The sequence below is a fragment of the Pedobacter gandavensis genome, from assembly GCF_032678465.1.
GTDB classification, from domain to species: Bacteria; Bacteroidota; Bacteroidia; order Sphingobacteriales; family Sphingobacteriaceae; genus Pedobacter; species Pedobacter gandavensis_B.
In genome coordinates, this window is the sequence record NZ_JAVTSK010000015.1 from 61,049 (window position 1) to 87,688 (window position 26,640).

Below are 26,640 nucleotides of genomic sequence, written 5' to 3' on the forward strand. Positions count from 1 at the left end.
CGACCGGGGAAGTGCTTCAACACTTTCCCGGTTATTTGTGGGTTAGCTTTGGTCTGTTCCTATTCTTGGGTTAGTAAATGTTTCTTCATTTTTTTTAGTTTATGGTTTATGATTCGTTGATTAAAGCGATACCAGAATTTTGCTCCTGGTGTTGGTTTGCTTTTCTATTTTAAATTTAACATTCAGGTATTTCAGCATCTCCAGAAATGCAGCGGCATCAACCTGTCTGCTTACTTCTCCGCTAATTAAAAGTGGAGGGATCTGCCCCTCATACTCGACATCTACATCATACCAGCGGGCGGCCTGACGCATGATCGTTTTTAAATCTGTATTGTTGAAACGGAAATAGCCATTTTTCCAGCTGATAATTTCTTCTGTATCTACTTTTGCCAATAACAATTTATCCTGATGAGCTCTCGCCTGTTCTCCGGGTTTAAGTACCACTGAATTTTTCTGATCGCTTACTTTTACACTTCCCTCTATCAGCGTAGTTTTCAAGTCCGGTTCCTCTTTATAGGCATTGATATTAAAATGTGTCCCTAGGACTTCCACCCTCTGTTTTTCAGTCACAACAACAAAAGGTACTCTTTCACCCTTGATTTTGCTGAGTTGTCTGGCTACTTCGAAATAGGCCTCTCCTTTTAGTTCCACCTTACGTTCGCTCAGATGATCGAAAGTTAAAGGAAACCTTAAAGAAGAAGCTGCATTCAGCCATACCCTGGTGCCGTCTGGCAACACCACTTGGTATTGGCCACCATTAGGGGTACTAATTGTGTTATAAGTTTGGGGTTTATTTACATTAGAAAGCTGATAAACTAGTTGACCATCTTTAGTTTTAGAAATATTAATTCCCGATTCAGAAACCAAAGTTCCTTTTCTGGCATCCGACAAAGAGATTTGCCTTCCATCATCCAGTGTGAGAACCGCATGGTTTCCTCCAGCAGGAATTTGGGCGATATGCTGTGCTGATATTATCTGATCTTCCTTATTGGTTGGTTCCTGGTAGAGTAGTAATCCGGCGGTTAAAGCGATCGCAATACCAGCAGCAACGGCAATTGATGGCCATAAAGCAAGGCGACGTATTTTCCCTACTTGCAAATCTGCTGCTTGCTCCTCTGTTTTATCTTTCTCTTCATCCTGTTCCAGTTTTGCCCAGATTTCGTCCAGATCATCCTTACGTTCCTGTTCAGTCAAATCAAAACCGATCATTTCAGCATCCCTGTCGGCGGTACTGTTCAAGTGCCATTGCTCCAATAGCGCCTGCTCTTCTTCCGTACATTTGCCGGAAAGATATTTGATCAATAACTCTTTTGCATCTAGTTTTGCCATAGCGGGTAGGAATCCTGTTTCTCCTTATCAAAACAACAGACAGTCAGGTTGGCGCTATGGGGTAAATAAAAATGAAAAAATATTCAGTTTATTTCATCAGAAAGGAAATCAATTGAAAATCAATGAGAAATGAGGAACAAAAATACCACGAGACCTAACTTCAGTCGCAATATCTTTAAGGCATGCTGCACATGTTTCCTCACTGTTTGTTCGGAAAGGGTAAGTTGTTCGGCTATTTCCTTGTGGCTCAGCTGTTCTTTTCTGCTGAGCTCAAAAACTGCCCTCATTTTGGCTGGTAATGCCGCTATTTCTTTTTCGATTAGTAAAGTCATTTGTTTTTCCCTTACCAGGTGATCTGTTGCACGCTGTTCTTCATCGATAAAAGCTTGCAGGGAATTCAAATATTTGGAGGCCGTTTTTTGATGAGAAATGGCATTAAAGATCCGGTTCCGGACGGCAGTGTAAAGATAGGCCGATAAATTCTCAGGAAAGGACAAGCGCTCCCTTTTAGTCCACAATGCCAAAAAAAGCTCATGAACCACATCTTTGGCTTCCTCCCGATCCTGCGTCCATTTATAGGCATGGCTATGCAACAACCACTTGTATCTGTTGTAAATTTCTGTGAATGCTCCCCTATCCCCAGACTTCAACAACTCGACAAGTTCGTTGTCCGATATTGTTTCATAATTAAGCATTTCATTGTATCCCCCAGGCGAATATAACAATTATCACTAAAATACCGCCCCGTACCTGGAATGAAGTACTCATATATTCTCAATAAAAATTCCCTGAACAAATTGGAATTTAGCTCCAAACTTGCTCAGGGAATTCTATTATACTCTCCTCTCCCTATCTTATTTTGTTTCCTCTGTTCTTAACAGAATTTTTGTCTTACATAAAACTTCCATCTCCTCTTCTCATCACTCCCCTTCCACCTTTTCCGTGTGCACCTGACCATTTCTGTAACCTCATGGTCAGCCTCACCATAAAATACCTACTCAAGGCATTTGATTTTGTATTAATTACATCTGTACCTACAAACTCTTGGGTAATAAAGTTATTCTGGTTTAAGATATCAAATGCCTGTAGGGTAATCTTTCCTCTACGCTCGAATAATTCCTTTTCCACGTACATATTCACGACAAAAGGGTTTGTTGTTAGATTAGAACTGATACCTCTTACATAATTCTTACTTGCACTATAACCAAATAAATAGCTGTCCCACATATACACCCTACCATCTACATTCAGTGCAAGGGTATTGTAATTACTATTCGCAGCGGTCAGCACACTATTTGATGAACGGGTATTGGTATAGGAAACATTTGGATTGATTTCGAACCATTCCGTAGGGTTTATTCTCGGGCCGAAACGTTCCATCGTAGTCATTACATTTGTGATATTTTTTATGCCATTCGACATAGACACCCGGTGATCATAATTAATTGAACCGCTAAAAGCAAGATTATATTTTCTATCGTTCAGCTGTTTATTAACTGAATAATTCGCATTTAGACGATATACTCCATTTGTATTTAAAAATCTGGTCTCATTAATGGTGTTAATTCCACCAGTAGGCAGTGGTGTTCTGATCTGCACTACATTTCTAATCACTGCATTGTCTGTAGTTGAAGCGTTCATATTCAATGAATAATTCAATCTGGAATTGGCGATATAATTATTATAGTTGGCATTTAGGCTGTGCGTAAAAGAAGCCAACAAATCAGGATTACCGATCACCGGATTCTGCGGATTAATCACATCTCTAACTGGTTGAAGCTGATCAAACGTAGGTTCTACTGCATTTCCTGAATAGTTAATCTGAATTTTATGTTGTCTTGACCATAAATATTCAAAACGGGCAATTGGGATCAAATTAAAGCTATTTCTATGTGTTGAAGTACCTAAACTAGCTTTGGTTCCTGATAAAACTGCAGGGACTGCCGTTAAGCCCACAGAGAACCTCACTTTCGACATCCTATCCAGACCATAACGGTAATTCATAGCAATACGTCCTTGTGTAAAGGAATAATCGTAAATATTACTTAAAGAGTCAATTACAGCAAGTGCCCCGTTTGGACCAATATTTCTGGTTGTTGCGGTATTATCGTACCCATTGTAATTCACCTGAGCATTAAATTCAAATTGTGTATTGTTTGTCAATGGCTCTACATAAGTTAAACTTCCCCTATAATTGCTTTGCAAATTTTTTCGGGCAACAATACGATTCACTAAAGAGTCTGTACTTTTGGTCTCGGCAACATCCGCATAAAAAATATACCTTCCATCCTGAATTTGTTCAGAATCCTGATCGTTACTGTTCAAATCTACCTGCATGGAAATATTCCTTCTAGGTTTTTTGAAAATATGTTGATAGAAAACAGATGCACCTATTTGTGGTCTGGTATTTTTACTGACATTCCTGGTAAATTGATCAACATGATTATAACCATCCTGGTAAATACTATCCAATCGCGTATTGGTGGTAGAATTATAACGGAAGGTGGGTATAATTCTTAAAAAGTTACTACTGTCCAATTCAGCCTCTACTTCCAATCTAACATTATGGCTTTGGGTCAGGTTATCTCCCATCCTTTTAGCCACTTCATTAGTCAAATTATCCACAGGTCCATTTTGTTTATTGGTATCAATAACCGCATACCTTTTTGCGATACTTTCCGTAAGTGAATTCACATCCGTGGAGTTAAAACCATAGTTTAGATTCACAGAGACCTTTTTACTTACCTTATCCCGATAGCTTAAAGATCCATTGCCAACCTGGGTTGTTCCACCACTTGCGCTGCCAGTCCCAGAGTTACCAGAATTATTGTTTCCACCACGTCCGCCGCCGCCAGTATTTCCTCCATTATCCCCACTTGGGGCAACTCCATTTATCGTATTATTGAAACTTCCGTTTACCCCAATAATTTGATTGCCGTTAATTCTGGTACCGAAAAGACCACTTTCAAATCTTTTGTTACTTCCTGCAGCCACGTTTGTATTCAACATGTTTCCTACTGATTTGTCAGTCCGTGTGGTAATGTTCAATATCTTTTCCGGATCACCGTCCTTTACACCGGTTCTTGCAGCCTGATCTCCATAATCATCCACGACCTGGATCTTATCCACTATTTCGGCTGGAAGGTTTTTGATGGCATTGGCCAGATCTCCACCCAGATATTCCTTACCATTCAGCTTCGCTTTGGTAACCGCCTGTCCCTGATGGACTAATGTTCCATCCGTACCGACTTCCATTCCTTCCATCTTCTTCAACAACTCATCCACAGAGGCATTCTTCCTGACGATATAATCACTGGCTTTATATTCTACGGTATCTGTTTTATAGGTAATGGATGGCGTTCCATTGATCACGACCTCATTCAGTTGATTTTTCTCTTCTTTTAGCAGTATCGGATCCATCACGATTCTGGGAATGGCATCGTTCTGTTTATAACGAACAGGTTTGGTAGGATTATATCCTATACTTTGAACCATCAAGGTATAGGTCGCCGATTTTACATTCTTAAAAATGAAAATTCCGTCAGAATTTGTACTGGTTTTCAAAGTATCTTTCGCTGAAGTCAGTGTCACTGTAGCACCAATTACGCCCAGATCTGTGGAATCTTTTACGATGCCGCTGATTTCCCTTGTAGGTAGTGGCGGTGGTGTGTTTTGCTCCTTATTTTGATTCTGAGCAAAGCCATATGCCGAGCTTAGCAGGAAGCTGAATAAAAGCAATGTTTTCTTCAATAGAGCAGGATACCGGCTGCAATTAAGTGGCTGCAGCCTAAGGGCTGAAGCTGGGTAAAAATGGTTCATGAGTTTGTATAAGGTTGGTTTGTGTGTGTGTTGAGCTGAAAGCCATTCCCCTTTTTCCGGGGTCAGTACTTATTTTTTCATTAAGGTGTATTTACCCCAGAAGTCGGTTGGACTGATTAAAGCCTGGAAGTCGAAATTAGAATTTCCCCCAGCACGAGGGCCAAAGCCACCTCCGCCTCCGCCGCCCATTCTTACGGACATGTTTCCACCTCCGCCATCAAATCCTTGCATCTGTAAACCATTTAGCTTAATATTATAGGCAAATTCAGTATTGCTGTCTTTAGAAAGACCTAAAGCAGCTAATGGAATGGCAATCTCATAGAAAAACGCATTGTCTTTAGTGATGTTTGCGACTGCCTTGACTCCGTATTCATTATATATAGATATCAAGGTATCCGTCGTGTTCTTGAACCCATTGATCTTAATTTCTTTGACTTGAGCCAATTGCTTTTTCTGCATTTCGGCCATCATAGAATCTCTTTGTAATTTATTCATTTGTTGTCCACCTGAAGCCGGACCAGTCATCGTGCCCATCATCATTGTTCTACGACCTCCTCCTCCAGAACCTCCAGCCGTTCTCATCGCAGTTCGGTTAATTACCGGATAAGTTAGCGTGATGCTTTCTTTTTCTTTCTTTTTACCATCAGGATTAATGGAAAGCGTGATACCGCCAGCCATAATCTTTGTATTATTGGCAGCGTCAGTAGATTTGATCGCTATATATAGATTGTTATCGTCGTTGGCAATCGTGTAATAAATATTTGTTCTTTTATTTAAAGCCTGAAAACTATCATTCCATTCCGTATTTTTCCCATCCGCTCTGATTCCCGCAGGTGCATACACCCCCATGGTTTGAACATCAGGTAATTTTTGCGCATATCCGGCTGAACTGAAGGCCAGGATTACTAAGGAAGAAAGGCTGAGTTTGGAGAGTTTCATTTTCATAATGGTTCAAATTAATTTGGCTGGTATACTCAAGATGTGTTTAAGACTTTAGAAAATGGTTTAGGTTTAATCTATATTGAAAATTTCCTTGTGTGCCATTTTATTGCAGTGAATCTTAATCTAATACCATCTTTCGGGATACCAAAATCCATGCGAATTAAACATAAATTATATCCTGGATATCATACCTATCCTAATTTGTTACATTATGATTGCGAGATCAGCAGCTAAGGCTTACAATTTTTAACTTCAATCTTAGCCAGTCCCAACCAGTTACCCACAGGTAAACCGGCTGCACCAAGTAATAATTTAGGATCATCGCCAGCATGACTTTCGATAACATGAATCATATCTTTGGGAATAGCCCTATTGCTGATTCGAACCGGTTCATCCAAAACAGCGGTACAAATTTCCAGATCGTAAATCCCATCTACCATAGTTTTACAAATCAGAAGTTGAACATCCTCCGTTTTGACCATATTATTTAATTCAGAAAAAACATGGTTAACCTGCAGCATACGATCTGCTGAAAAGCCCATCACCAGGGAGCCTATAAACCCATCCCGACTATCCTTAGTCAGGTTAAAACCGCTTACATCCGACAATACGGATTCCATAATCAATCTGTCCATAATTTCTATTTTTAAAGAATACGCTGTATTTAAAAGCTAACGAAGGAGAGAATTGTTTGATGAAAATTAAAAACAGCCTTTTTGTGATTTTATTTTACACCTTATAAAAAAATTAAGGCATGAACATACAAGGAGTAAAAGTTGGGAGCTCAGAAATCATGCTCATGGGGCTGATCATGATCTTTTTAATCATCCGGGCATTTATTGTAAAGCCAAAAAGTTAAGAATATTTAATGATCGGCATGCAATCCTTTTTTCTTCTGAAAGATATAGATCAGGTACACTAAAGCAGGTAAAATGAAAAGACTCCCGATCAATAAAGCATAGCCTAAAGAGTCTATGGTTTTTGCCTGACCCTGATGTGTGAGCAAAGAAAGATTTGCGCCATCTTTTAATAAGACGATATCAGGAAAATGACTATATGTAGCCGCAAACAAAATCATGGTCACCTGAAAACCAGCCAATAACCTTAAGAGGATAGGCTTATCTTTTTCTAATACAAAAAACATCACTACTAAAGAAATACTCGCAGCAATGATGGCGATTAGGCCTGGTGTATCACCAAAAATCCAGCTAAATAAAGGAATCTGTTCAAAATAAGCGGCTAGAAATACCAATCCTCCGCAAAACATTACGATAAATATGATTCGCCTGGCTTTTCTGATGAAATGTTGTCGCGCTGTTTTTTCTGTAGTCTGACCAATAATAAATATGGTTGCTAAAAAACCGCAGATACTCACTGTAAAAACACCTACGGCAATAGAAAACCAATTCAACCAGCTAAAGACATAAGCTGATAAGAAGTCATTCGCCTGAGGATCTATCCTTCCTGATACTGCACTTGCGGCAATGATGCCCAGAAAAAAGGGCGTAATCAGACTGGAATACACGAATATTGGCGTGTAGATTTTCTGCATATCATCTTCCACAGCGTCATAATTTCGAAATACAAATGCTGTACCTCTGGCGATGATCCCCAATAGCATCCCCACCAGCGGAATATGAAGGTAGATTGATACCGTAGTATATATTTTTGGAAAGCCTACAAAAAGAATCACCACAGCAATGATCAGCCACATGTGATTGGCTTCCCAAATCGGCCCAATTGCTTCATACATGGTTTTCCGCGTTCTATCTTTATTTTTTTCTGAAGTAAATAACTCAATAATACCTGCGCCAAAATCGGCACCGCCCAATAAAATATAAAGAAGTATAGCGGTCCAGAGAAAAGTAATTACAACGTATATCATAATATTAGCTTTTAGGGGCTTTAGTTGATGAATCGTAAATTTTACCTACCATCGTGATCTGACGGAACAACAATAGGGTAACTATAATCGCTAAAGAAATGTAGACACCAGTAAACAAATAAAATGAATAAGCAATTCCGGGCATTGGTGTAACTGCATCCGCAGTGCGCATCACTCCATGGATGATCCAGGGTTGTCGGCCAACCTCTGTAACGGTCCAGCCGGCTTCCAGGGCAATAAATCCCATTGGCGTAGCCAGTACAAATAATTTGAGCAGCCAGTTCGTTTTCAGCCAATCTTTCTTCTTCCATAAAGCGAGGAAATACAGTAAGGCCAGCCCTACCATAGCCATTCCCAGTCCTACCATCACCTGGAAGGCATAATGGGTTACCGCAACAGGTGGTTGATCTTCTTTTGGAATACTATCCAGGCCTTTTACTTCGCCATTAAAATCTCCCGTAGTCATGAAACTTAGTAAACCAGGGATTCGGATGGCATAATCGACTGTCTTTTTCGCGGTATCAGGAATTCCGCCAATAATCAATGGTGCATTTCTTTCGGTATGAAAATGAGCTTCCATTGCAGCCAGCTTTGCAGGTTGACGTTTGGCCACATCTTTTGCTGAAATGTCGCCACTTAATGGTTGCAAACAAGCTGCTACAGTCGCAAAAATGGCTGCAATTTTAAAAGCAGTATGATGAAAAGCCACATTCTTCCCTTTGAGGATCATAAGTGCATGAACACCTGCAACTGCGAAACCGGTAGATACAAATGCGGCTACTGTCATGTGCAGGGCCTGAGAAAACCAGGCATCATTAAACATCGCTTTGATGGGATCGATGTTGAGGTATTGTCCGTCTATATAATCAAATCCTGCTGGACTATTCATCCAGGCATTGGCGGCCACTACCAGAATCCCCGATAAAAGCCCACTAATCCCCACCACTACTCCAGTTGCCCAATGAAACCAGGGGTTCAGTTTATTCCATCCATAAAGATAAAACCCAAGGGCTATGGCTTCAATAAAAAATGCCGTTCCCTCCAATGAGAATGGCATTCCAAATATAGGTCCAGCATGCTCCATAAATTTTGGCCAGAGCAAACCGAGTTCAAATGACAATACAGTTCCCGAAACTGCTCCAGTAGCAAAGAAAATCGCTACCCCTGCACTCCAGGCTTTGGTGACATCCCGGTAAACAGTTTTCCTGGTTTTGAGCCAGTAAAAATGGGCTAAGGACATGAAAAATGGCATTACCATTCCAATACAAGCGAAAACAATGTGAAAGCCCAGGGAGAAGGCCATCTGAAGGCGGGCAGCTAAAAAATCGTCCATATTATTCTAGAATAAACAGTAATGGATAAAAGAATCTATGCTTGCTAAGTTAATGCATAATGATTGTCAAACATATTTTTCAGAGATTAATTATACATGCTTAAGTAAAAAAAAACATTACGAAATAATCATACTATTACGAAAGATTCGTATAATTACAACATTATCGTAATAAAGCAAATTATTCAACCAATTTAAACGTATGAAAAAGCAATCATTAATTCTTCTAGGGCTTATTGTCTTACTCTTTAATGCTGTAAAAGCACAAAAAACAGATACCATCCGTGCAAAAGCAACCTATGCTTTTAGTCACATTCAGGATACCCTGAACCGCAATAAGCCCTTCACACAAGAAATGGTACTGTTACTCACTAACCAATCCAGCTGCTATCTGAGTTTGGATAAAATTAATTTCGACATCCAGCGCAGAAAGGACCTTGCGGAACAGATGAAAAATTCCGTTCCAGGGAAAATGAACTTTAAGGTAGGCACAGATCCTAAAAAAACGATCCAGGAAGAGCTTTACCTATATACAGGCGAAAAGAAGATGATTATAAAAAAGAGGCTGATTAATAATTATCTGATTGAAGAGTCATTTCCAGAAATAAACTGGAACCTTACAGCGGATACGAGTACCATTGCAGGTTTAAAATGCCAAAAAGCCACTACTCATTTTATGGGTCGTGATTATACCGCATGGTTCTGCCCAGACTTACCTTTTCAAAGTGGTCCCTGGAAACTGAATGGCTTACCAGGATTAATCGTTTCAGCCAGAGATGCTAAAAATGAGGTGATTTTTGACTTTCTAGGTTTTGAAAGTATTAAACATAACGGGCAAACCAAATTAAATGAAGAAGTTGAATCTGGAGGAATGCTGACCATCAAAGGACTTACCAATGCTGCACTGCTCAACTCTCCAGTTCTTTACTTACCAAAAGAGGCAATCAAAACCAGCGAAAAGGAATATCAAAAACTGGCTGAGGCCATGAAAAAAGATCCTGAGGGCTTTATCAGCAGCAGCATGCCAGGTACTTCATTCAAAATAACCAATTCTATTAAAAATCCAGTCAGACAGGAAACAATCAATAATCCAATAGAAATTCTGGAGGTAAAATGAAAATAATCATGTTCCCCAGCATTTTATTGATACTGATGTTGTTTGTTTATTCTGCTAATGCGCAGGAGGAGGTCCATGGCTCTATTAAAAATGCCAAAGGAGATCCAATTCCTGCCGCTACCGTCACTTTAAAAACTGCGGAGGGCAAAATTATCGCTTTCTCCAGGAGTAACGAAAAAGGAGCCTACCAGATTCGGGTAAATAATGGCAGTGCCAAAGTTTCTATCATTGAAGCCGGCAGTCTTGGCTATAAAGCTGAGGTAATGGACTTTTCTGATTTCCACAAAAACTATCATTTCATCCTTTCTGAAGCCAGCATTGAATTGCCCACAGTAGTCGTAAAACACAAACCCAGACTAAAAATTGATGGCGATACCTTGAATTATAAACTTTCCGATTTTAGCAGCAATCAAGATCGGGTATTAGGAGATGTTCTAAAAAAAATGCCAGGTATTGAGGTCGATAAGAACGGAAAAATTCTATACAATGGAAAAAGCATTTCCAACTTTTATATAGATGGAGACAATCTACTTGATGATAAGTACAATATTGCCACGAAAAGTATTCCCAAGGAGGCCATAGACAAAGTACAGGTCATTCAAAATGACCAGCCCATAAAAATGCTGAGGAACAAAATGATCAGTGATGATGTTGCCTTAAACGTCACGATTAAAGAGGAAGCTAAGCTTAAAATAATGGGCCAGGCGGAACTTGGAGCAGGTGTTCCCGAACGATATAATGGAAACATAAATGCCATGATGTTCAATAAAAAATATAAAGGCATCAATTATCTAAAAGGGAACAATACCGGAAATGATCCTGCCAGAGAAATTGTTTCACACAATCTGGCAGATTATAAAAAAGCCATGGACAACCCGAAACCAGCATCGCTTTTATCAACTGCCGCTGCAGGAGGACCTGATCTGCCACAGAACAGGTACCTTTTTAATCGTGCAGCATTGCTCAACGTAAATAATTTAATGAACCTGAAAAAGGAAATACAAGTCAAGACCAATTTGTATTACCTGAACGACCGTCAAAAACTAGATTATGAAAATTTTACTGAATATGAACTGCCAACAGGAAATATCAGTTTCATAGAGCAGCAGCACCATGTCTCCAGACCCCGGCAATTTCGCGTACAAGCAAATGTTAACGCCAATAAAGCACAATCTTTTTTTCAAAACAATTTCATCACAGATTACAAGACCAATCAATATCAGGTAAATTTACGGAGCAATACAGTTCCCTTTCAACAGGAATTAAGGCAACAAACACTTGATATTTCTAACGAATTCAATTATTTAAATACCCTGAAAAATGGAAATATCTACAACCTCTACTCCTATCTAAATTATAGCCATCAACCTGAAAAATTGCTGATTAATGCGGGTTTGAATCCTGAGATCTTCAATCAGGGAAATCCCTATGCTGGTTTATTACAACAAACAAAAATACCCTCCTGGTACAGTAATAATTACCTTTCCTTTAAAATAGGATCCAAATCAGGAATATTTCAGACTTACAAAATAGGCTTCAGTATTCAATCTCAGGAATTAAAATCCTCATTATTTAATATTCAGGAAAACCAGGAATTGCAAGCCAGTCCAATCAATTCCTTAAACCAATTGGAATGGAATCGTTCAAAGGTTTACACTGAAGGCCTCTATGAATACGGAGCAAAAGAAGATCGCTTTACTGCCCGTTTGAATGTTCCTCTAAGTTATCAGCAAATTAATTATCAGGATCCGGGTCAGGCAGTAGACAGTAACCTGAATCGCTTAAATGTAAACCCCAGCCTGAACCTTAAATACAAAACAGGTCTTGAGCAGGATCTTCAGTTTAACTATACCTTAAGGGATGAATTGGGTTCCATGGAAGATATCTATAGCGCAGCAATCCTTAAGAATTACCGCAGTTTATTTGCAAACAATGCCCCCTTAAGCGAAAGGAAAAGTAATACGGCAACTTTAATCTATAACCATAAAAAGGCCATTTCCATGTTGTTTTTTAATATACAGGCCTCCTATATCAGACTGAACAGGAATACCCTTTCCTCTAGTATCATCACTGATCATCTTCAACAGCGTATTGTACTTCCTTACGACAACAAACTAAATTCTTATCGTTTAAGTGGGACTGTCAACAAATATTTATTTGCATGGAGAACTACCATAAGCATGGGTCTGAACTGGTCACAGGACAAAAGCAATCAATTTCAAAACGGTATTTTGCTTCCATACCGTACTATAAACAAGGGGCTAAAAGTTGGCTTTCAAAGTAAGATCAATAACGACATCAACCTGAGTTATCAGGCCACTATTAATCGAAATGAGAGCAAATCACCTGCAACCTCTCTGATTAGTTACGCACAACTCAATCAGCAGATGGAGTTATCTTTTATGCCGATTAATAACTTATTTGTCAACTTTACAGCAGAACATCTTAACACAAAACAATCTGGTCAAAAGAAACTGAGCTATTTATTTTCTGACCTTACATTGCGATACAAGATCAACAAGATCAATACCGATTGCGAGTTTATCTTCAGCAATATAGCCAATATCAAAACCTATAAATCGATATATGTGGCAGAGAATGTATTTACTGCGGGAACTTATAAAATTCCCGGCAGTATAGCGCTACTAAAAATTACTTTAACTTTTTAAACGACTTGGTATAGATCCAGATTCCTCCTTTTGAATCTGGATCTTTGCTATCCTTACGGATTTCTATGCTAGAAATATCTTTTGGATCCATGGCTTTTAAAACAGATGCATCACTTTCTACCTCATTCAGGTAATACTTCTGAGGAAAGATGACCTTTGTCGTGTTCAGACTATCTCCCTGGCTAAATGTAACGAAGCCAGAACTCCTGTTTGCCTTTAACAATTCTCTATCTTTGGAATTGCCCTCCTCTTTTGCATCGCCCTTCCATAACATTAAAACCCGACCTTTTACCTTCGGAGTTTGGCTGGTATCCTTTGCCTGAAAAAAACTGATCTTTGTCTGAGTTCTGGCTATTTTTGAAGTATCAGCTGGAGACAGTCTGACTGTTACCTGCCCTTTCTGATCTATTTTATCAGATTTCTTCTGATCCAATTTAGAATTTATACCTGCATTTACAGGCTTAATCTGCTCTACTACTACTTTTCTCTCTCGGTCCAGTTGCAGAAATTCCCTACCATTTTTCCAGATCATAGGCTCAGCCACTTCATGAATCAGTGTCTCTGTTGAAACCAATAAATTTTCAACTTTGTACAATGTAAAGGCACTGGTCAGGATCAAAAGTATGGGCAATATAAATACATAACGAATCAATTGAAAAGAAGATGATCGTTTCGAGTTCATCATGATTATTCTTTTCTTAATTGCCCTGATATTAAAATGATTCATTAATGCAGTGCCGGACTGACCTGTGGTCAAGGTCTGTACCATGCTGTATTGGTAATCTTTTCGGTCAATCCCTTTTTTCAAAATCTGTTGATCAGTGATGAACTCTACATTCTCCTGAATGGCTTTCTTCATATACCATACTCCTGGGTTAAACCAATAAAATATGGTCGTTAGCTCAGCAAGAAGAATATCAATTGTATGCCATTGTCGAACATGTACCTGTTCATGTTCCAAAATTGCATCAAGGGATTTGTCCTGGTGCATTTCTGCGTTCAGATAAATGTTATTCCAAAAAGAAAACGTATTTAGAGTCCCTGTTAGAAATCTGACAGAATAACCCTTTAACTGACCGGGACTTGAACGCTTATGAACTTTATAAAGGGAAGTTAAACGCAATATCATCCTGCAAGTCAAAAAAGCTACGCCCAACCAAAATAACAACTTGGCCAAAAACCAATAATCAAAGCCAGTATGCTGCTCAAGATTTAAATGTATAACTGGTAATGCGGCAGTAATTGGTTGTACCAATGCTTCATTTGAACCGAGGATTACTTTTGGTTCAAGGAAAGGGCATAAAGATGAAAAAATAAGCCCAGCCAGCAGGAAATAACGATTTAAGGTATAAAAAGTCAGCTTACGCAGAACCAGATAATAGGCCAGGCAAAATAAAGTTAATACTCCATTGACTTTCAATAGCAAAATAAAAAACTCAGGCATCACATCAGTTTTTAGGATTTTCAATGAGGTTGATTATTTCTTTCAATTCATCCGCACTAATCTTATTGTCTTTCACAAAGAACGACACGAGTTCTTTATAAGAGTTCTGAAAGTAATCATTTACAAAACCGCTCATAAAGCGTTTTTTATACTCTGTTTCCTTCACTTTTGCACTGTAACGATAAGCATTGGCAAATTTTTCGCTCTTCAGAAAACCTTTACGCTCCAGGTTTTTTATGGTGGAGGCCAAAGTGGTATAGGGAGGCTTGGGCTCTGGTAATAGTTCCATAAAATCTTTGATAAAACCTGCACCAAATTGCCATACTGCTTGCATAGCCTCTTCCTCTTGTATAGTTAACTTTTCCATTTACTACGATCTTTTCGTAAAAATACGGTTTAAACGTAAAAAATACAACTAATTGTTAAGCTGACAGATAGTGGTGTCATCCAGCTGAATATTCATAGAAATGGAATCAGATTTAATTCCAAAACAGCCGATAAAAGTAATTAATAACAATACAAAAGTAACATAAAACATACTTTTGTTAATTAATAATTACATAAATAACCACAAATAGATAATTCAACATATGTTAGCTCCTTACCAATCAAAGTATTATGAACAGAAAAATGATGTTACCCATTCAAATGCACAGGAAGATCTACTACTGCTGTGCTTTGTGTTTGATGATTTTATCAGGATTTGGTTGTCAGAAAACTGAACAGGCTATTCCAGATCCGACAATAGGTGTAGAAAAACCCAAAGAACCGGCCCCGGCTTTAAAGGATAACCTGATCCCAACCATGATGAATTCCAAAGATCTCCAGATCGAATTCAAATATGAGGGAGAATCGAATCAACTGCTGGAAATTATCCAATCGGATGGCAACTTAACGAAGTTTTTTTACCGTCCCAATGGTTCTCCTTTAAGGTATGAGCAGTACAAAGGCAATAAACTTCAGCAAGAAATTGATTGCATGATTGACAAAGAGGGACAGGTTTACAAGCTATTGTTATTTGATGGCAAATCTGCATCAACAGGCTATTATGCTATGTTTTATAATGTAAATGGCCAAATCACAACGCTTAAAAAATACGGGGCAAATAACCTGGTTTTGGAGGAAGAGCAATTCAGCTATGATCCATTTGGAAATGCCATCACAGTGGTTAAAACAACTAAAAATACCACAAGCACCATGAGAAATACCTATGACAGCAAATCAGGCATTTATCGGCATATTCCCTACATACAATTATTGGGCTTAACGCAAGAACATTCTAAAGCTATTTATGCTCAAAACAATCTTTTACTTAGTGACTATCTACCCATCGGTACTCCTGTAAGCAATTATACATACGAATACAACAGCAATAATTATCCCAGCAGCATTCAAAAAACCCAGGGAGCAAATACTGAAACCATGAAGTTGAGCTACAAAACTTTTAAACCAAAATAACTAGCGCTCTACTTAATTATTAACCGTTCTTAGTCTGGAAGACCGATACAAATAATCTGTTGCCTGAAGAATTTTCGCTTTAAGTTTAGGGTTATAATCCGGATGTGCTTTCAAAAAATCTGTTACGATTTTCGCAGCCTCTTCAGACTGATAATAGCTAAAAGTAGATTGCAACCAATTTTGAGGGAAAAAGATATCACCCGTAGTCTGGATTTCGGTTAACATTTCCAGGCTCTTAGGCAAGTAAGCAATAGAACTTGCTTGCCTAAGTGGGTGATGCAGGTAATACAAAGCCACAGCAACATTCGCTTCTTTTTCTCTATTGGCTTTCAATTCCAGACTTTTAAAGAAAGTATTTCGATCAGAAAGTTCTGAAGAAACGGCAGTTTTAATGAATTCAAACCGTTTTCTGCGGTCAGTATTCTTAATTCTATCCAATTGCGACTGAAGTAAACTTGCGTTGTTTTCCATTCTGAGTGCCAATGCAAAGCTTAGCGCAGTATAATCATCTTCAGAGAGGATCAATCCTGTTGGTGCTTGTTGATTTTTCCAGATGAGGAACAATTGATCAGCTGCAGCCTTCGAAAGGAAAACATCCTGATAAGCTTTAAAAAGCATTTTCTTATGATTTGGGCGTGTTTGATTTACCATGGCATTCCATAATGCATTTTCCAGTTTATCCCGGAGGGCTAATCTTTCTTCTGCGTTTGTAAACTCCCAGAAAATGGTACCAATATATCCTGTAATCAATTTAAGATTCAATTCCTCCTTTTCCTTTTCTATTCTACTCATCAGCAGTTCCAGTAATGCTGCTGGCTTAACCGATCTGCCATTGAGCATGTTCTCATAAAGCGAAATATAAGCAGCTGCACGGTTCAATGCTTGCTCCATTTGATCCAGTGCTGAGAACATAGCAGGATCTACCGGCCATACTCCATAACCTTGGCCGGAAGAATTAAATTGAACGAACAAAGGTGCATCCATTCCAATTGCCTCCTTCAGCTCCACTGATGCTGCATTTAAATTAACAGTCAACTCTTTAACCCTATCCGGGTAGAATAAAGTAAGCTCAAAAAGCTGTGGCCAGATTTTCCCTTTAGCATTTCCATATTCTGGTCTTTGTTGAATATTAAATTTCGTAATCTTTCCATCTTTCTTTTCCAATTGATAATCAACTATAGGTCTGCCACTATCATTCACCCATACTTTATTCCATTTTTGTAAATCCACCTCTGCATAATTATCAAGAATAGTAATTAAATCAGGCCAGGAAGCATTACCATTTGAAAACTTTTTAAGGTATTCGCGTACGCCTTGTTGAAATTTCTCTTTCCCCATCATTCTTTCCAACTGACGCATCATGATAGGTGCTTTATGGTAAATGATATTACCATAAAGTGTACCCGCATCCTTTAAATTATCCAAATTCTGACGAATAGGATTGGCACCAGTACTACGATCCACTCCATAAGCTGCCGGAAAATGGTCTACCAAAAATTTTAAATCAAAATCTGCCTTCCCGGTTAGTCCTTCCGTACTTTTATCCGCCATAAAATTCGCAAACACCTCTTTCATCCACACATCAGTAAACCAGTTCATCGTGACTAAATCCCCAAACCACATATGTGCAGTTTCATGGGCAATCAGATTCGTCCTGGAATTCAACTGGTCTTTCGTCGCTCCTCCATCCAAAAACAATGAAGACTCTTTATATTGAATTGCCCCCACATGTTCCATACCACCAAACTGAAAATCAGGAATAGATACGAAATCAAACTTCTGGAAAGGATATGGAATTGCGGTCCAATTCTCCAAAAAAGCTAAAGAATTCCCATGAATCTTAAATATTTCTTTTAAGCTATGGTTTAATTTTGCTGTATCTGTTTCACGATATAAGAAATCTCCTTTTAAATGGTTCATCTGCCCAGTCATCTCATTAAATTTACCCGCAGCAAACGAGAAAAGATAGGTACTGATCGTATCAGAAGGTTTAAAACGATAAATTTTACGGGCATTTGTATGCCCTGATGGGCTAGCCTGAGCGTTAACGATACTAGAATCTTTGAGTGCTCCATTGGCAATGGCTTTCCAATCCTGCGGCAATTTAAGGCTCAGGGTATAAACCGCTTTTATATCTGGTTGATCAAAACAAGGAAAAACAGTTCTCGCACGATCCGGAACAAACAAGGTATATAAATAATCTGCATTTCGGTTCAAGGCAGCATCACCTGCCAAAAACTCTAAATAAACCAGATTACTCCCAGGTTTTAAATGCTTTTGTTCAATCAGTAAATGTTCCTTTTGCCATTTGACTTCAACTGGAATACCATTTACAGAGAGCTTTTGAATGTTTGCCGGATCTTCCTTAAAATCGAGTTGTAATGGATGTTCTATTGATTTAAGCAAAAAAGAAATCTCTTCAACAGCAGCTATTCGTTTCTCTTTTTCCGCAGGAATATCCAGGTCTATCCGATAATGAAGCCCTGAAATATTGGCTTTTCTATAATTGGCCAGGCTTCTGGAAACTCCGGTTTCCAAAACTGGATCAGGAATTGACTTTAAGCTTGCGCAAGACACAAAAACGGAAGCCACAAAAGGAAAAAGATAACGAATATTAAGCATTTGGCTAATTTAGGAATCATTCTCTAATTTGTTCGTCATATAATTGATCACATCCGCAAAGCTCCATTTTAGCTATAGAAAATAATGATTCTTTAGTGTAAATTAGTAACAAAAAAACTTAATTAAATGAAAACAACATTAAAGACCTTAATGATTCTGGCTCTGGCAGTTTCATTAAACACTGAACTTCAGGCACAGGGTATCAAAATACCACAAGCGAGTTCTGCTCAAACCATTACCCAGAGTTTTGGATTAGGTAAAATCAACGTTTCTTATTCCCGTCCAAACCTGAAAGGACGTAAGGTTTTTGGAGGTATGGAACCATTCGACAAAGTTTGGCGTACCGGAGCAAACTCAGCTACCTCCATCACTTTTAGTGATCCCGTAAAAGTTGGCGGACAAGATCTTGCAGCAGGTACTTATGGTTTATTCACCATTCCTGGTAAAGAAGAATGGACGGTCATTTTTAATAAAGATTCGAAACAATGGGGTGCTTATGAATATAAAGAAAGCGAAGATGTATTACGAATCAAGGTGAAACCTTATAAACTCAAAGAAAAAATAGAAACCTTTACCATTGAGTTTGCCAATGTCTACCCTACTACCGCACAATTACAATTGTCATGGGAAAATACAGGTATAAACATTGACCTGACTACGGAAGTTGATGCACAGGTAATGGCCAGCATTGAAGAAGCCATGAAAGGTGATAAAAAACCATATTTCGCAGCAGCACAATATTACTACGAAAATGGCAAAGACCTTAACAAGGCATTAGAATGGGTAAATGCAGCTGAACTTGCAGATCCTAAAGCTCCCTGGGTAAGGTTATGGAAAGGCCGTATTCAATTGAAAAAAGGTGATAAAGCCGGAGCAATTGCTTCTGCAGAAGCTGGAATTAAACTGGCAACTGAGGCGAAAATCGATGAATATGTTAGACTAAACAGCGCATTATTAGCTGAAGCCAAAAAATAATAGTTTTTCATCAAACTCTACAAAGCTAAAGGGCTGTATCATTGATATGATGCAGCCCTTTACTATTCCATATTTTCAGATTCCAGACTCCGTTTTTTTTAAAGCTCCTTTTCCTGCAACTTACTTTCATTAGTGAAATATTGGATAATGACCGACAAAATGACAACCAGTATACAGCCAATTACATTGAGCCAGAGATAAGCTACCCATTCCTGTCGCCCTATAAATACTACTGCAATTTCAGCAACAATAGCAGCCAGAAACACTGCTTTTCCATTGACCTGTTTGATGTAAAAAGCTACTAAAAACACGCCTAGAATCGTTCCATAAATATAAGATCCCAGGATATTTACGGCTTCCAGCAAATTCCCGATCTTACTGGCATACAAAGCCATTAGGATACAGATTACCCCCCAAAACACAGTGGCCCATCTGGAAGCCTGCAGATATTCCTGATCAGAGCCGTTTTTACGAATGAGTCTTTTGTAGATATCAATCACCGAAGTAGAGGCTAAAGAATTCAAAGCACTGGCCGTTGAGCCCATTGAAGCCAAAAATATAATGGCAATGAGTAAGCCAATCAATCCTTTAGGCAGGTACTGGGTAACAAAGCTCAGGAATATATAATTGTTATCATTGATATCTGCACGCTCATCATTTTTAGTCATCAGTGTGGTGACTTCCTTTCTGATCGATTTTCCCTTTTCATCAGCAAGTTTTAATGCAGTTCTGTATTCATCAATTTTAGCTTTATCATCCTGATCTAAAGCCTGGTTCATCTGATCCACAACTTTTTGCTTCTCTTCAAATGCCTGATCATAATCATTTTTTAATTTATTCAGCTCCGGCTGGTACTGACTTTTTTCCAGCTTATTCAATTCAAAACTGTTAAAAAAGATGGGTGGTCTGTTGTATTGGTAAAAGGTAAATACGAGGACACCAATCAGGAGGATCAGAAACTGCATCGGAATTTTCACCAGACCATTCATCAATAATCCCAGACGGCTTTGATTGACTGAAGCTCCCGACAAATACCTTCCCACCTGACTTTGATCTGTTCCGAAATAAGATAATTGTAAGAAGAAGCCGCCAATTAATCCCGACCATACGGTATAGGGATTGTTGAGGTCGAAAGTAAAATCTATCGCATTGGTTCTACCCATTTTACCAGCAATACTTAAGGCTTTCCCAAAGCCAATGTCGCCAGGCAATAAGTGCACCACCATGATTCCTGCTGCAAACAGTCCGCAAAAAATAATGCTCATTTGCAACATCTGAGTATAGGAAACCGCCTTTGTACCTCCATAAACAGTATAAAAAACCACCAGACTACCTATGAACAAAGTCGTGTAGGTGGTATTGATATCTAAAATGGTAGAAAGAATTATAGAGGGTGCATAAATTGTGATTCCAGTAGACAATCCCCTTTGAATCAGGAATAAAAATGCAGTTAAAGCCCTGGTATTTAAATCAAAACGCTGTTCCAGAAATTCATATGCAGTATATACCTTAAGTCTGTGATAAATCGGGACAAAAGTGATACACAATACAATCATTGCCAGAGGCAATCCGAAATAAAACTGCACAAAACTCATTCCTGAAGAATACGCCAGTCCCGGAGCCGATAAGAAAGTAATGGCACTTGCTTGTGTGGCCATTACTGAAAGACAAACCTGATACCAGGGTGCTGTTTGATTGCCTAACAGGAATCCCTGAATATTTTTGGCACCACGACTTTTGTAAACACCATAAACTACTATCCCCACTAAAGTGATGATCAATACTGCCCAATCTATCTTACTCATTGGAAATATTTAGTAAACGCATAAAATATCAGGATTAAAAAGATAAGCCAGCCGATTAAGAACCTGTAAAACACCCGGTAGTTGTCCATTATTTTTTGTTTGAAAGCAAATTGATAAACAATCGGTATGCCCCGGTAACCCCTGCAGGCAATTGCCTGAAAAAGGATAATGAAGTATAAACAAATTTCCCTTTGCCATAATCTGCAATTAACAAAGCGCCATTCTTTTCCCCCTCCCCGGTATCATGCATTCCCAATATCGGAGTATATTTAGGGTCCGCATCTATTGCAAAATACAAACCTCTTTCCTGTACCCAGCCTTCAAAATCTTTCTGACTGATTTTATTGGGATAGTTTAATGCAGGCTGATCCGGCGCCAGTAAATGAACTGTTGCATCTTCTTCAGTTACCCTATCCGTGCTTAAACGAAAAGGATATGGTCCGATAGCGGTTAATTTCAAAGGTGTATTCACATTGTATTGTACCAGTAAAACACCACCATTTTCGACGTATTTCATCAGTTTAGGCTGCATTGCACTGATCTGGTTATTGATATTATACAAACGTATACCAGTGACAATGGCATCAAAACCAGACAAATCTGTACTCAAAATCTGCTGTTCTGAAAGTAGCGTCAGCTCCAATCCAATTTGCTTCAATGACTCAGGAATCAGGTCGCCTGCACCAGCGATATAACCTATTTTCCGGCCTGCAAACTTCAGATCCGTTTTGTCTATTTTAGCAGAAGCAAGTGGAAATAACGTTTGCAATGGGATATGATCGTAATTCAAAACCTTTAGTCCCTGATGAAAGCTTTTCCCCTTTATATTAACATTTAAAACCATTTCACCAGCTTTTGCATCAGCACCAGGACTCAGCTTAAAACTTAACACTTCCTGATCTCCTTTTTTAGCAAGTTTAAAATCCAGCTGTTCCGGGCTCCTGCTCCAACCTGCTGGAAGCGATACGCTTAAGGTACCTGAAGCCTGATCCTGAAAACTTTTTAAGTTGACATTGATCATTTTACTTTCATTGCCATTAAAAAGAAAAGCATTTTCCTGGAAAGTTGCGGTAACTGGCGGGGCGATCACCAATGGCTGATATACCTCAGCTCTTACCGGATCCGTTGATTTATAAATTACAGGCAGCTTTTTTTCTATCCACTCATCCCCTATTTGTATACGAAATACTACATTTACCAAGGTTGGATTTTCCGGACGTCCGATTAAAGCTAAATCATCAACATCATAACTGCCCTGGTCATGTTTCTTTTCCAGCCAGTAAGGCTGACTGCTAAGGGAGGCGCTACCGAATACCTTTGCTTCAAGCACCGCCATTTTATTGGGATTAAGCTCCATGCGGGCTCCAGTGCGTTCTTCTACAACTCTGATTGGATAAGGCAAAGCATTTGCCCTTGCAATGGCCTGTAACCTTAGTGGGATGGAATCATTCAGTGCATAAGCCGGACTTAGCGCCGCTGCTTCCAGCCATATTCCGGAACAGGCCAGAATCAAATCATCCAGCAATTCATGCTTAAACTCTTTTCCTTTTACCATTTGCCGTAATTTCAGCAACTTAGGCAGGGAGGCGGCTGGATTAGAGGCCTGATATTCTTTATTTATCTCTGATAGGACTTGTTGAATTTCTTTGGTTCCAGGGTATCTGTTCAGACTAAAATCCAGTCCTTCAAACAGGTCTGATTTTGCAGGATCACCGGCAATTGGACTAAAATACTCGAGTGCTGCACCTCTTTGTTTTGCGGAGCCAAAACCCTGACTTTTATGATTGGATCTGCTATCAGCAGCAATTTCTCCATAGCTTTTACCCAAAAGGGGATTATACCCACCCACATCGATTTTCAATTGATCATCAGCAGTGGTATTCATTCCGCCAAAATTATAAGTATTCCAGACAATTCTCTTCGCCTGCCATGGTTTCACATAGGCCAGTTGCTCTGGAAATTGCTTCGGATCTGCTGCTGCAGCAAAAGCCTCTCTAGCCAGGATTGCAGAACCTGAATGATGCCCATGTCCGGCACGTCCATCTTCTGGAAAGCGGGTAATGATCACATCTGGCCGAAACTTTCGGATCACCCAAACTACATCTCCCAGAATTTTTGTTTTATCCCAGATTTTGAAACTCTCTTCCGGGGTTTTAGAAAAGCCAAAATCATTGGCTCTGGTAAAGAACTGTTCTGCACCGTCCATTCTTCTTGCGGCCAGGAGCTCCTGTGTCCGGATCAGGCCAAGTAGTTCGCCCTGTTCAGGACCAATCAGGTTTTGTCCGCCATCACCTCTCGTTAAAGACAAATATCCAGTCCTTACTTTCTTTTCTTTAGCCAGATACGCCAATAACCGTGTATTTTCATCATCCGGATGTGCAGCAATGTATAAAACACCACCAGTCTGGCCTAATGCTTCCAGGCTTTGCTTGATTTCCGCAGCGTTGAGTTCCAGCGCAGATTGCGCTTTTAAGGAAAATGGAAGGACAAATGGTATTAGAAATAAATATTGACGAAGGTTCATAAACAGATCTTAATATCCGAATGTAAATAAAACATCCTCAATCTGAAACTTAATTTCGTCAATATTTGTAATATAGTTGTAAAACAAAAAGCGCTCTATAGCAGAATTTTACTGCTCACTTCCTTATCGATGGTAATAAATCCAGGATATTTCACCAATGCACCAGCAACTTTAAAACTCGGTCTGATTTTTAAGGTAAGGATTCCTTTTTTCTCTCTACCACCTTTATTTCCCTTAATAAATTCTGTGATCTCATTCATCACTTTGCTGTTGGTTACAAATGGATAAATATTTGCCACCATATCTACAGGCACAATGGTAGATTTACCTCCTTCAACCCTTACTTCCTGATTGACAAATCCTGAGGCAATTTCTGCCTTGTTGATGAGGATCTTATATTCAAACTCATTAATAGCCGCAGTATTAGGAGTCGGATTACTGATTTCAAGATTTAAACGTGCTTTTAAAGGGACATCCTTTCTCAATAGTCCAAGTGCTAATCCAGGTAAGCTACCCAGGTTAAGGTCCTGTCCGCTCAATAATCTCTTTACATCTGTTCCTCCAAAGGAGATTTGTTCTGCAGAAACTACTTTATAAGTGCATTTCTCCAAAGCCTTAATTTGTTGCTTGCTGACACTACAGCTTTGGATAATGATCGCCGTCAGGCAAAGGAAAATAATCTTTTTCATGGTATGTTCTTTTTGTGTGTGACCTAGCTATAACGGATTATTCTGCCAATTGATATATTAAAATCTATTTACAGCTTCATCCCGCATACTTAACGTCTTCTTCTGCTCTGATTACGGCTGATAAAATAATCAACACTATATTTACCACTTCCAACAACCAGTAAAAACAAATAAACCACTAAATAATGATAAGCCAATTCCTTTTTATCAAAAGGATCTGCTCCATGCACCATAAATATCGCGATCAGCATGGTTACAATCAAAGGGACAACAGCTAGTCTGGTTCCAAATCCAAGTAATAGAAAGATAGAACAGAAAAACTCCGCAAAAACAGCCAGTGCCAAAGAAGCAGTTGTTCCAATTCCAAAAAGATCCATAAATTGGATAGGCGCTCCTGAAGTCAGGTATTGCAATTTCTGATAACCATGAACCAGCATAAAAACAGCAATGGCCACACGAAGTACCAGCAACATCATGTGTACGCCTTCCTGATTAAAATTGGTGTTGAATAGTTTTCTCATAGATGAATGTATTGTTTTTATAGGTTAAAAGTTGATTTAGATTTAAATCTAAGAATTAATCCTGTTTATGGAGATGATAAAACCAGAAATTGCATCCTGAAGAATCATTTTCTTCGCAGCATCAGGCTTACCTTCTTTTTGAATCATTTGAATGGAAACCAAACCATGAAGTATGGATAAATAAGTATGGTATTTTAAGAAATAATCCGTTTCCGGATGATTGCTTTCATCAATAGCTGCTTTAATCGTTGAAATCATGATACTGGTTGCATTTTTCAGTTCTTCGATTTCATTGACACGATCGCAGGCAGGGATCCCCAGACCAAACATCAATTGATAAAATTCCTTATGATCAAATGCGAAGTCCCAGTACGCATGGGCCATGGCCTCCAGTTGTCTTGCAGGCACAGTATGTTGCGCTTTCACTCCCTCTAAAGTATCGGCCAGTTTCTGAAAGCCTTCTTTTGTAAACTCCAGGAGAATGGCTTCTTTATTTTCAAAGTGATTATAAATAACGGGAATGCTATATTCTATCGCATCAGCAATTTTTCGGATAGACAAAGATTGCCAACCATCAGAAATGACCTGCTGCCAGGCTGCTTCCAGAATACTTGCCCTAAATTCTTCCCTCTGTCTTATTTTACGCTCTGCAATTCCCATATCATGTGTACTTTTGTTAACACTGTTAGCAAAAGTAATTGGTAAATTATATTTTTAAAACTCTTTCCACTAATCTGACTTAAATACAACAATCAGCTTGGATTGTAACTTTAGAAGTTCTTCATTTAGGTATGGATCAACCTGAAAGTTAAATTTATTCTGGGCTCGGTCAGTTTTAGCGTTTTTGGTAATCGATGTTCCCAGTAGTGTTGAGTTTCCCCCTTCATTATTAAAACGCTACCTGAGCTCAGGTCTACCGAAATGATTGGAATTTTTTCTTTATACCTTCTGAATTGAAAAATCCGATGGGCGCCAAAACTTACCGAAGCAATGAAAGGATACCTCCCCAAACTCTTTTCATTGTCTCTATGCCAACCCATACTATCGTTTCCATCCCGGTAATGGTTCAGTAAACACACGTTAAATTTTACCTGATAACGTTGCTCAATCCGGTTTTTAATGGCGAGTAACTCAGCTGTCCAGGGCAGGGCATTCATTGTAATTCCGGAATAACTATAGCTCATTCCAGCATCTCCATAAAAAGCCGTGAATCTTGGTTGAAGTACCATTTTACCAAAAATCTGGATGGGCTCCTGTTTCCAGGCCACACCAACACTGAGTGCTTCAAAAAAAGACTTACTTTCTTCTTCCGTAAAAAAGCCAGGAAGATACAATGCTTCTCCTGGAATAGGAAGAAGGTTAACATGGTCTCCGTACATCGGGTTTAATCCGTTAATTTTAACTAAAGATACTTCATTTTAAGATCATTGCCTTATCATTTAGGTTCTTCAGATTCAGGTGGGACCATCATCATCACCTGGTTGGAAAGAAAAACAGCCCGGGTTTAA

The 26,640-nt window shown here is 39.0% G+C and carries 20 protein-coding genes; 4 read left to right on the forward strand and 16 right to left on the reverse strand.

Going from position 1 to position 26,640, the window contains the following annotated elements; translation table 11 throughout:
• Positions 1-120 precede the first annotated feature (120 nt).
• From R2Q94_RS21120 to R2Q94_RS21150, 7 genes are all read right to left on the reverse strand, one after another.
• Positions 121-1,329 (reverse strand): FecR family protein, encoded by a 1,209-nt coding sequence (locus tag R2Q94_RS21120; RefSeq protein WP_316823462.1) that lies wholly within the window; start codon positions 1,327-1,329, stop codon positions 121-123.
• 119 nt (positions 1,330-1,448) lie between these two features.
• The gene (locus R2Q94_RS21125; protein ID WP_316823463.1) at positions 1,449-2,024 is read right to left on the reverse strand and encodes an RNA polymerase sigma-70 factor; all 576 of its coding nucleotides are present in this window, start codon (positions 2,022-2,024) and stop codon (positions 1,449-1,451) included.
• 196 nt (positions 2,025-2,220) lie between these two features.
• Positions 2,221-5,079, reverse strand: a complete 2,859-nt coding sequence (locus tag R2Q94_RS21130) for a beta-sandwich domain-containing protein (protein WP_316823464.1) — start codon at positions 5,077-5,079, stop codon at positions 2,221-2,223.
• Positions 5,080-5,217: 138 nt separating this feature from the next.
• The gene (locus R2Q94_RS21135; RefSeq protein ID WP_316823465.1) at positions 5,218-6,093 is read right to left on the reverse strand and encodes a hypothetical protein; all 876 of its coding nucleotides are present in this window, start codon (positions 6,091-6,093) and stop codon (positions 5,218-5,220) included.
• A 227-nt stretch (positions 6,094-6,320) separates the two neighbouring features.
• The gene (locus R2Q94_RS21140; protein ID WP_316823466.1) at positions 6,321-6,725 is read right to left on the reverse strand and encodes a hypothetical protein; all 405 of its coding nucleotides are present in this window, start codon (positions 6,723-6,725) and stop codon (positions 6,321-6,323) included.
• A 230-nt stretch (positions 6,726-6,955) separates the two neighbouring features.
• Complete coding sequence (locus R2Q94_RS21145; protein WP_316823467.1) at positions 6,956-7,975, reverse strand: cytochrome d ubiquinol oxidase subunit II; 1,020 nt, start codon at positions 7,973-7,975, stop codon at positions 6,956-6,958.
• Positions 7,976-7,979: 4 nt separating this feature from the next.
• Entirely contained in the window at positions 7,980-9,308 is a 1,329-nt protein-coding gene (locus R2Q94_RS21150) for a cytochrome ubiquinol oxidase subunit I (protein ID WP_316823468.1), read from the reverse strand.
• A gap of 202 nt (positions 9,309-9,510) precedes the next feature.
• Between R2Q94_RS21150 and R2Q94_RS21155 the strand changes: the two genes are divergently transcribed.
• Both R2Q94_RS21155 and R2Q94_RS21160 read left to right on the forward strand, forming a co-directional pair.
• Positions 9,511-10,425, forward strand: coding sequence for a GLPGLI family protein (locus R2Q94_RS21155; RefSeq protein ID WP_316823469.1), 915 nt, complete (start codon positions 9,511-9,513; stop codon positions 10,423-10,425).
• Positions 10,426-10,433: 8 nt separating this feature from the next.
• The gene (locus R2Q94_RS21160) at positions 10,434-13,094 is read left to right on the forward strand and encodes a carboxypeptidase-like regulatory domain-containing protein (protein ID WP_316823470.1); all 2,661 of its coding nucleotides are present in this window, start codon (positions 10,434-10,436) and stop codon (positions 13,092-13,094) included.
• On the opposite strand, the gene R2Q94_RS21165 is transcribed toward R2Q94_RS21160, so the two are convergent.
• Together R2Q94_RS21165 and R2Q94_RS21170 are read right to left on the reverse strand one after the other, a co-directional pair.
• Positions 13,078-14,562: a M56 family metallopeptidase gene (locus tag R2Q94_RS21165; RefSeq protein WP_316823471.1), complete on the reverse strand. Its 1,485-nt coding sequence runs from the start codon at positions 14,560-14,562 to the stop codon at positions 13,078-13,080. The two genes, R2Q94_RS21160 and R2Q94_RS21165, sit on opposite strands and share 17 nt — an antisense overlap.
• Positions 14,543-14,905, reverse strand: coding sequence for a BlaI/MecI/CopY family transcriptional regulator (locus tag R2Q94_RS21170; RefSeq protein ID WP_316823472.1), 363 nt, complete (start codon positions 14,903-14,905; stop codon positions 14,543-14,545). The genes R2Q94_RS21165 and R2Q94_RS21170 overlap by 20 nt, the downstream gene beginning before the upstream one ends.
• A 251-nt stretch (positions 14,906-15,156) precedes the next feature.
• Between R2Q94_RS21170 and R2Q94_RS21175 the strand changes: the two genes are divergently transcribed.
• The gene (locus R2Q94_RS21175; RefSeq protein ID WP_316823473.1) at positions 15,157-15,996 is read left to right on the forward strand and encodes a hypothetical protein; all 840 of its coding nucleotides are present in this window, start codon (positions 15,157-15,159) and stop codon (positions 15,994-15,996) included.
• Between the two features lie 12 nt (positions 15,997-16,008).
• Here the strand turns inward: R2Q94_RS21175 and R2Q94_RS21180 are convergent, their stop codons facing one another.
• Positions 16,009-18,618, reverse strand: a complete 2,610-nt coding sequence (locus R2Q94_RS21180) for a M1 family aminopeptidase (RefSeq protein WP_316823474.1) — start codon at positions 18,616-18,618, stop codon at positions 16,009-16,011.
• Between the two features lie 126 nt (positions 18,619-18,744).
• Here R2Q94_RS21180 and R2Q94_RS21185 point away from each other — a divergent pair, with 126 nt between their 5' ends.
• Complete coding sequence (locus tag R2Q94_RS21185; RefSeq protein ID WP_316823475.1) at positions 18,745-19,593, forward strand: DUF2911 domain-containing protein; 849 nt, start codon at positions 18,745-18,747, stop codon at positions 19,591-19,593.
• 98 nt (positions 19,594-19,691) lie between these two features.
• Here the strand turns inward: R2Q94_RS21185 and R2Q94_RS21190 are convergent, their stop codons facing one another.
• From R2Q94_RS21190 to R2Q94_RS21215, 6 genes are all read right to left on the reverse strand, one after another.
• Positions 19,692-21,398 (reverse strand): sodium:solute symporter, encoded by a 1,707-nt coding sequence (locus R2Q94_RS21190; RefSeq protein WP_316823476.1) that lies wholly within the window; start codon positions 21,396-21,398, stop codon positions 19,692-19,694.
• Positions 21,399-21,486: 88 nt separating this feature from the next.
• Complete coding sequence (locus tag R2Q94_RS21195; RefSeq protein ID WP_316823477.1) at positions 21,487-23,922, reverse strand: PIG-L family deacetylase; 2,436 nt, start codon at positions 23,920-23,922, stop codon at positions 21,487-21,489.
• A 95-nt stretch (positions 23,923-24,017) separates the two neighbouring features.
• Positions 24,018-24,611 carry a hypothetical protein gene (locus R2Q94_RS21200; protein ID WP_316823478.1) on the reverse strand — a complete coding sequence of 198 codons (594 nt, stop codon included), beginning with the start codon at positions 24,609-24,611 and terminating at the stop codon, positions 24,018-24,020.
• An 89-nt stretch (positions 24,612-24,700) separates the two neighbouring features.
• The gene (locus tag R2Q94_RS21205) at positions 24,701-25,132 is read right to left on the reverse strand and encodes a DoxX family protein (protein ID WP_316823479.1); all 432 of its coding nucleotides are present in this window, start codon (positions 25,130-25,132) and stop codon (positions 24,701-24,703) included.
• Positions 25,133-25,180: 48 nt separating this feature from the next.
• A complete protein-coding gene (locus R2Q94_RS21210) occupies positions 25,181-25,792 on the reverse strand; it encodes a TetR/AcrR family transcriptional regulator (protein ID WP_316823480.1) in 612 nt (203 codons plus the stop codon).
• Between the two features lie 125 nt (positions 25,793-25,917).
• Positions 25,918-26,511 carry an alpha-ketoglutarate-dependent dioxygenase AlkB gene (locus R2Q94_RS21215; protein WP_316823481.1) on the reverse strand — a complete coding sequence of 198 codons (594 nt, stop codon included), beginning with the start codon at positions 26,509-26,511 and terminating at the stop codon, positions 25,918-25,920.
• Positions 26,512-26,640 lie beyond the last annotated feature (129 nt).